The sequence below is a fragment of the Sporosarcina koreensis genome (assembly GCF_001531445.1).
GTDB classification, from domain to species: Bacteria; Bacillota; Bacilli; order Bacillales_A; family Planococcaceae; genus Sporosarcina; species Sporosarcina koreensis_C.
Genome location: NZ_LQYA01000136.1, coordinates 1 through 7,982, shown reverse-complemented (window position 1 = coordinate 7,982; position 7,982 = coordinate 1). Strand labels below are relative to the sequence as shown.

The 7,982-nt window shown below is 46.9% G+C and carries 6 protein-coding genes; 3 read left to right on the top strand and 3 right to left on the bottom strand.

Features of this window, described 5'->3' with window-relative positions; translation table 11 throughout:
* The 3 genes from AWV70_RS24640 to AWV70_RS14370 form a co-directional block, all read left to right on the top strand.
* On the top strand, positions 1 to 504 hold a 504-nt coding region (locus AWV70_RS24640; RefSeq protein WP_060208529.1), incomplete at its 5' end, for an energy-coupling factor transporter transmembrane component T.
* On the top strand, positions 501 to 2,159 hold the full coding sequence (locus AWV70_RS14375; RefSeq protein ID WP_060208526.1) for an ABC transporter ATP-binding protein: 1,659 nt from the start codon (positions 501 to 503) through the stop codon (positions 2,157 to 2,159). The genes AWV70_RS24640 and AWV70_RS14375, both read left to right, overlap by 4 nt.
* A gap of 146 nt (positions 2,160 to 2,305) precedes the next feature.
* The gene (locus AWV70_RS14370) at positions 2,306 to 3,889 is read left to right on the top strand and encodes a SulP family inorganic anion transporter (RefSeq protein ID WP_235588680.1); all 1,584 of its coding nucleotides are present in this window, start codon (positions 2,306 to 2,308) and stop codon (positions 3,887 to 3,889) included.
* A gap of 160 nt (positions 3,890 to 4,049) precedes the next feature.
* Here AWV70_RS14370 and AWV70_RS14365 read toward each other — a convergent pair whose 3' ends face one another.
* From AWV70_RS14365 to AWV70_RS14355, 3 genes are all read right to left on the bottom strand, one after another.
* The gene (locus tag AWV70_RS14365; protein WP_060208520.1) at positions 4,050 to 6,017 is read right to left on the bottom strand and encodes a TRAP transporter permease; all 1,968 of its coding nucleotides are present in this window, start codon (positions 6,015 to 6,017) and stop codon (positions 4,050 to 4,052) included.
* 307 nt (positions 6,018 to 6,324) lie between these two features.
* On the bottom strand, positions 6,325 to 7,329 hold the full coding sequence (locus tag AWV70_RS14360; RefSeq protein WP_235588679.1) for a TAXI family TRAP transporter solute-binding subunit: 1,005 nt from the start codon (positions 7,327 to 7,329) through the stop codon (positions 6,325 to 6,327).
* 232 nt (positions 7,330 to 7,561) lie between these two features.
* On the bottom strand, positions 7,562 to 7,982 hold a 421-nt coding region (locus tag AWV70_RS14355; RefSeq protein ID WP_153010000.1), incomplete at its 5' end, for a M20/M25/M40 family metallo-hydrolase.

The following is a 7,982-nucleotide window of genomic DNA, read 5'->3' as shown; positions in this document are numbered from 1 at the left end:
ACGGTCCTGTTCGAGATCGGTCCTCTTGCCATTTACAAAGAAGGCTTTTCGATCGCATTTCTAATCACGCTCCGTGTTGTCAATATGGTGGCTGCGTTCGGGGTGCTCATTTTGACAACCAAGCCGGATGATCTTGTGGAGGCGTTGCTGCAGAAAGGATTGTCTCCGAAATTCGGCTATGTGTTGCTGTCGGTGCTGCAAATTATTCCACAAATGGTGGCCTTGACGGGAAAAATTACAGATGCCCAACGTGCACGGGGCATGGAGACGGAGGGCGGATTATGGATGAGATTCAAATCGTTCCTTCCCCTACTCGGCCCCGTCGTACTGAATTCGCTCACGGAAACCCGGGAGCGGTCCATTGCGCTCGAAATCAGGGGATTCAATGCCAAAGGGAAACGGACGTTTTTGAATGAACGGGAAAACTACCGATACGCTGTGCTGCTCAGAAGTGCATTGGTCGCCTTCTTTTTGGCTGTCATCTTTTGGAGGGTGATTTCATGAGTTTATTACGTGTGGAAAACTTGAAATATAAGTATCCGGACAGTTCCCAGTTTGCACTCAATGACATTTCATTCAGCGTAGAAAAGGGCGAATTTCTCGGGATTGTCGGAAGGAATACAGCCGGGAAAACAACGTTATGCTATGCGTTGAGCGGACTCGTCCCCCACTTTTTCAAAGGTGCTTATGGCGGGGATGTATACATTGGCGACATGGATGTTTTATCGCATGACATAAGTGAAATTACGGCAAGCGTTGGACTCGTTTTTGAAAATCCTTTTTCGCAAATGACAGGCGCCAAGTTCACTGTCTATGATGAAATCGCGTTCGGCTTGGAGAATCAGGGCGTGCCGCGTGATGTCATGCATGGGCGGATCCGTGAAAGTATGCAACTGCTGGATATTGAACAGTTGCAGACCCAGAATCCATTTTCATTATCGGGAGGGCAAATGCAACGGGTCGCCATTGCAAGCGTCATCGCCATGAAACCGGACATCCTCATACTCGATGAACCGACTTCGCAGCTTGATCCCGAAGGTGCGGAGGATGTGTTCCGTGTCATTGAAAAATTGGCGGATGGCGGAATGACGATTATTATGGTTGAGCAGAAAATGGAGAAACTTGCGGCGTATGCCAACAGGATCCTATTGCTGCATGACGGCAAATTGATTGAGGATGGGAAGCCGGAGGAAGTTTTCGCAAAGGATGATTTGAATGAATACGGCATTGAACCTCCTGTGTACGTAAAGATTGCACGCGCTCTCGGCTTGCGTGATGAAGCAACGGGCCATTACCCGGTTTCCTTGGAGCAAATGCCCGTGGAGCGGGAAATTCAAATTCGGCCGGTTGATAAAGTCATTTTGGAAAACAGAAATACCGCTGAACTCATCGTCCGGGACCTTCATTTCAGCTATGAAAAAGGACGGGACGTCATCCACGGACTGAACGTCACGTTGCGCGGTGAGCCTATCGCGATCATCGGGCAGAATGGTGCTGGGAAATCGACGTTCGTAAAATTATTGAAGGCATTATTAAAACCGGACAATGGAGAGATTTTATTGAATGGAGCTCCGACGTCCAAGACATCGGCCGCGAAACTGGCAAGCCGGATCGGCCTGATCTTCCAAAATCCGAATGACCAGATATTCAAACATAAAGTGATTGATGAAGTGATGTTCGGCCCGTTGAACATCGGCCAATCCCGTGAGGAAGCTTTGGCTAATGCGAAGGAAATGCTCTCGTTGGTCGGACTTGTGGATAAAGCGGATGAGAATCCGTATGATTTGAGTCTTGCTGAACGGAAGATGGTCGCAATGGCGTCCATCCTTGCAATGGAGACGGATATCGTCATATTCGATGAACCTACGATGGGCCAAGATATCTACGGGAAGGCGAAAGTGAAGGAAATCATTCATTCGCTTCATGAAAAAGGCAAGCTCGTCATCTGCATTTTGCATGACATGGATTTCGTAGCCGATGCGTTCGGAAGGACAATCATTTTCAGCAATGGCAGGATGCTGTTCGACGGTGAGACACGCGATGCGTTTGCGCAGGAGGAAGCTTTGCGTCTTGCACGGGTCGAGCAGCCTCATATTACAAAACTAGTGAAGCGATTGGGCTATGATCGGATTGTATTAAGGGAAACAGAACTGGTGTAGAGAAGCAAGGTGTTGTCCGGAAAGTCAGCGAATACTGATTTTCTGCGGCAACCCTTTGATGCTTTTGGGCGCGAGACCTTGCCAGCACTGCATTTGTAGCCTATAATAAAGAGAGGTAATTTTTTTACAAATACTGTGGAAGAAGTGTGACCGCCTTGTTCAAAGATCAGCGTTTTGTTGATTATAATGCATCTGGGTTTCGGAAAGATGTACTTTCGGGGATCACTGTCGGTATCGTAGCCATTCCACTTGGGATGGCTTTTGCAATTGCCTCAGGCGTCAAACCGGAGTATGGACTATATACGACAATCATCGCCGGTTTTCTTGTCGCTCTCTTAGGCGGATCCCGGTTTCAAATTGCCGGTCCAACGGGTGCATTCATTCCAATCCTTCTAGCGATCGTCCTTCAATATGGCTATGAGGATCTTTTGATTGCCGGATTTCTAGCAGGTATTTTTCTAGTGATCATGAGTTTTGCAGGTGTTAGCAATCTTATCCATTTCGTCCCTCGTTCTGTAACGATCGGATTCACATCAGGAATTGCCATCATCATTTTCACGGGGCAATTCGGAAACTTCCTCGGCTTGTCTGAATTGGAAAGCAAAGAATTCTTTCATGAAAATATGATCGATGTCGCCAAGCATCTTCATACTGTGAATCTCTTCAGTGTGCTCACAGCACTGATCGGCTTAGCCTTGATCTTCATATTGCCGAAAGTCGCTCCTCGACTTCCGTTGTTGCTCTTCGCTCTTATCATTCCTACTCTGCTATCTGTTTTGTTGTACCCGGGGAAAGTGGAAACAATCGGCACTGCGTTTGGTGGAATCCCGCAATCATTGCCGAGTTTCCAATTTCCACAAATCACATTGTCCAAACTTGTAAGCCTGTGGCAGCCCGCATTGATCATTGCCGCACTAGGGGCGATTGAATCGCTGTTGTCCGCAGTTGTTGCAGATGGCATGAAAGAAGGACCGAAGCATGATTCGAAACGGGAACTGTTCGGCCAGGGAATCGCGAATATCGTTTCGCCGTTATTCGGGGGAATCCCTGCGACCGGTGCGATTGCCCGTACAGCGACCAATATCCGTTCAGGTGCTGTCAGCCCGGTATCAGGCATTGTGCAAAGTATTTTCGTATTGTTATTCATTTTGGTGTTCGCCCCGTTCGCCTCGTATATCCCTTTGGCGGCGATGGCTCCAATCTTAATGTTTGTTGCTTGGAACATGAGCGCAAGAAAGGCATTTGTTCATATTTTATCCGTCAGATCGGGCGATTCGATTGTGTTGCTGACGACATTTCTGCTTACCATCTTCATCAATTTGACTGTAGCTGTCCAAGTTGGGATTTTGTTGGCCGCTCTTTCGTTTTTGCGTAAGATGAGTGGAAAGCTCTATATTGTACAGGGCAAACTTTCCGAAGTCGAAATTCATAGATTTGGAGAAAACGTCTCCAAGTTCATCATTGAAGGACCGTTGTTTTTCGGAACTGCAAAAGTGTTTGAGGATAAGATGCCCGATTTGTTTTCAAAAGGAACGGCTAAGATCATTTTGGATTTGGAACATCTGTCGATGATTGACGCAACCGGCGAGGCTGCACTGTCCTCGTTGCTCGATGCAGCGTCTGAAAAGAATTACCGGATCATCGTGAAGAAGCTGCCGAAAGAGAAACTAGCTATGTTCAAAAAGAGTGGATTATACGATCGGATCGGGGAAGAGAATTTCTTTATGTGATGGATTCGTATGTGCAGGAATTGCGGTTATGAGCGCGGGCGCGAGGTTATGAGCGCTGACACAGGTTTTATTAGCGCGGGTCTGTTTTTTAGCAGTAGAATTATAAACTAAAACACAAAAGCTGTCACCCTTTTACAGGTGACAGCTTTTGTTCATTCTCCTATGCAACAACCTCTTTAACAGACTGCTTTTCTTCTGGTCTTCTTCTTTGGACGAACCAGATGATCGTGATCAGCAGAAGTCCGATTGCGCTTGTCGTCAGTTCGGGAATGATGAGCAGCAGACCGGCGGCGAATAGGACGAGCCGCTCCCAAATGCGGGCATTCCGTACGAAGAAACCGATGACGGCGCTGCTTACCCCGATCATGCCAATCAAAGCGGTTATGATACCAAGTATGAGCTTCACTGGGGTGGCATCGACAAACACGAGAATCGGATTATAAATGAATATATATGGGATGATAAAAGCTGCAATCGCCAGCTTTACGGCGGTCATTCCAGTCTTGAACGGATTCGCCTTTGCAATTCCCGCTCCTGCATAAGCCGCCAAGCAGACTGGCGGCGTTATGTCAGCTACAATGCCGAAATAGAAGACGAACATATGCGCAGCTATCGGCGCGATGCCGAATTCATTGATAAGCGCGGGAGCTGCAATCGTTGCAGTGACAACATAGTTAGCGGTTGTCGGAAGTCCCATTCCTAGTATGATACAGGCAATCATCGTAAAAAATAGTGCTAATATCAAGTAGCCGTTCGACAGTGCAATGATGCCCGAAGCGAATTTTGCCCCTAAGCCCGTCATGCTTACAACACCTGCGATAATGCCGGCTGTAGCGACAGCTGAAATTACAGGAAGGGCCACCCTCCCCCCTTGCTCCAGCACATAAACGACTCTTTTTATACTGAATTCTGATTCCTTTCTATAGAATGCATTGAAAATCCATATGATCACAGCGGAAAGAATTCCGAACAATGCAGCCCGCTGAGGCGTGAAGCCGGACATGATCGTAACGATGATGACCAGGAGAGGGATGATCATGTACCCGTCACGCACAAAAATCTTCTTAAATACCGGCAGCTCCGACTTTGGCAGACCGAGTATCTTCAGGCGTTTTGCCTCGAAGTGGGTTCCAATGAAAATCCCGGTAAAGTACAGAATCGCCGGAATGAGTGCAGCCAACATAATAGTTGCGTAACTGACACCCAAGTACTCCATCATAATGAAAGCGGCAGCTCCCATCATCGGCGGCATGATTTGGCCGCCTGTCGAAGCGGATGCTTCCGTCGCTGCAGCGAACTCAGGCTTGAATCCCGCTTTTTTCATCATTGGAATCGTGAAACTTCCAGTAGACACCGTGTTTCCGACGGAACTGCCGGATACCGTGCCTTGTAGCGCACTCGCCACGACGGCCGCCTTTGCGGTTCCGCCCGTATAGCGTCCGGTTAACGAAAATGCCAGGTTGTTGAAGAATCTACCAATCGGTGTATTGACGAGAAGCACTCCGAAAAATAGAAACAGGAAAATGAATTTCGCGGAAATTTGAACCGGTGTCCCAAATACGCCGCTTTCGCGATACCAAAGATTCGTCATCGTCCGATCGAGCGCAAACCCTTGGTGGGATAAGATGCGCGTCGGAATAAGATTCCCATACATTGCATAAAGTATTGCAACGCTCGCAACGATGACGATGGGAAGACCGACTGTCCTCCGTGTCGCCTCCAATACGAGCAATACGCCAATTATAGAAATGATGATATTCAAAGAGCTATAGCCCGACACCCTGCTTTGAAGGATGGAATCGTAAAAAAATATTTTATGGTACGCCACATATATGGCTGTGAAAGCTAACAACACATCATACCAAGGCACTTTTTTCTGTGTTTTCCTCCAAGCTTTTTTGGCAGGATAGAGAAGAAAAATGATCCCTAAAGCTGTTCCAAGATGGATGGCCCCTTGCTGCTGTGATGGCAGAACACTCGTCGCCCCTGTATATAGATGGAAGATTGTGAGTGAAACTGCAAGAAAGGTAACGACATATGCCCATCTACCGATTTCTATACGAAATTGATTTTCCTTGTCGAATTTTTCGAGTATCTCTTGTGCATCTACCACCTTATGATTTTTCATATTTTGCCGCCTTTCGTAACTATATAAGTTGAACTTATTATTTTACCTATTAACTTAGTTGATTGGAGTGCAGAGCAGCGACTCCAGCGGGAACAGCGCGAGCTGAAGACCCCGCAGGAAAAGCCGTCACGAAGAACGGCTTTTGCGACCAAAAGCGCAGCGTTGGGAGCACATCCGAGGAGGCTGAAGCCGTGCCCGCGGAAAGCGTCCGCTCGGAACGGAAATCAACGGTTAGAATAAGTAGTTTATTTCAACTTATATAGACTGTTTTAGTTTAATTGAACTGGTTTCCCCCGTTTATTCCCTTTTATTTCACATCATCGAATGTGTTGATCTTCGTTTTTTCCCTTGTAACGATTTGGACGACTTCCGGGTATATATGTCCAATGAACGCTGCATTTTTAACAGGATTGCCTTCGAAATCAGCTTTTCCATTTAGAGCGTTCAGTGCCGGGACGTGTACTGTCATACCCAAATCCATTTGGCCTTGGCTAATGGATGATAGATTTTCGACTGAAGCCCCTGTTTCCATATTTGTTACGTTGATGCCGTCAATGTATTTATTCCACAGGTTCGCCATCTCACCACCAAGAGGATAATACGTTCCTCCTTGGCTACCTGTACCAAGTGTGAGTTCTGATTTACGATCACCTTTTGTAGCTGACAGCTCTGCCACTTCATTGTTAACCGTCAAACCTTGTTCTTCGTAATACTTTTTCGCCCCAGGGTGGATTAATAACCCTTCCGCACCATTCAATGCATTTTCCAAAATCATCTGTTTGGCTTGTGCATGCGTGTTCTCGCTTGCATTTTCAATCATACTTTTCGCTAATTCATAGCCAAGTTCTTCATCGATCGTATCAGTGTTCCCCATCAAAATTGCGTAAGCCGTCACGGTCTCGACGTCTTCCGACAAGAAGTCGTAGGACTCTTTCGGAATCGTGAACCGTTGATAGCCTGATTCTTCTTCGATCTTCTTGATAGCCTCATCAGATAGACTTAACATTTTCACGTCTCCGGCAGATGCTTGCAAGCTTTCAATACTTGCCGCAGGTAGACCCAAAATCCCGATCGATATGTCAATATTGCCGTCCTGGACGCCATCAGCCGCTGCCCCAAACCCTTCTTGGAATGCCTTATAGTCGCCTTCCCCAATGCCGTAAGCATCCAAAATGATTTTGGAAAGATTGTTCGTTTCACTGGCAGGTGGACCGATTGCAATATTCTTCGTTCCGCCACCGCCGCAAGCTGACAGAACTAGCAAAGCACCTAGCAACATGACCAATAATCCTCTTACACGATTTCTCTTCAATGTTGTTCCCCCTCATTTTTTCATTTCCCCTTCACGAAAGCGCTTACAAAACGGTGAAAATTGGAACTCTTATAGAGGTGATGACGCTATAAAAAAAGGAGTCTACCATTAATTATACTTAAATATGCCCAATAAGCAATCAACTTTCACTTTATTCTGATTAAACTTAATAGAAGATATATTGGAAAACTCCATCTCCCCGGCGCTTGTCCGGTAGATGGAGTTTTTGTTTTTATTCGGAAAATGAAGCTTTGGCCAATGTCGCGGCCAAGACTTTCGCACCCATATCGAGTGCACCCCGGTTGAATGTCATATCGGGATGATGGAGGCCCGGCCCTAAATCGGCGCCAATCCCGATCATTGCGGCTTTTAGATCAGGATTGTGAATCGTATAGAAATGGAAGTCGTCGCTGCCGGACGTGATGATTTCCGGGGCAAACGCCTCTTCCCCAAACGCTTCCAAGATTCCTTCTTTCGCAATCGAAGCGGCTTCTTCCGATACTTCTGCGGCTGGCGTGTAATCCGACCAGTTCAATTCGATGTCCACGTCGTATAATTGTGCAATCGAATGGATTCCAGCAGCAATGCGTTCCTTCAATTCATTCAGCACTGAGTTCGACTGTGCCCGTGCATCGATAGCAAACAGTGCATTC

Coding starts and splice junctions, on each gene's coding strand:
- AWV70_RS14375 (WP_060208526.1), top strand. CDS start 501: ATGAGTTTATTACGTGTGGAAAACTTGAAATATAAGTATCCGGACAGT.
- AWV70_RS14365 (WP_060208520.1), bottom strand. CDS start 6,017: ATGAAAAATCATAAGGTGGTAGATGCACAAGAGATACTCGAAAAATTC.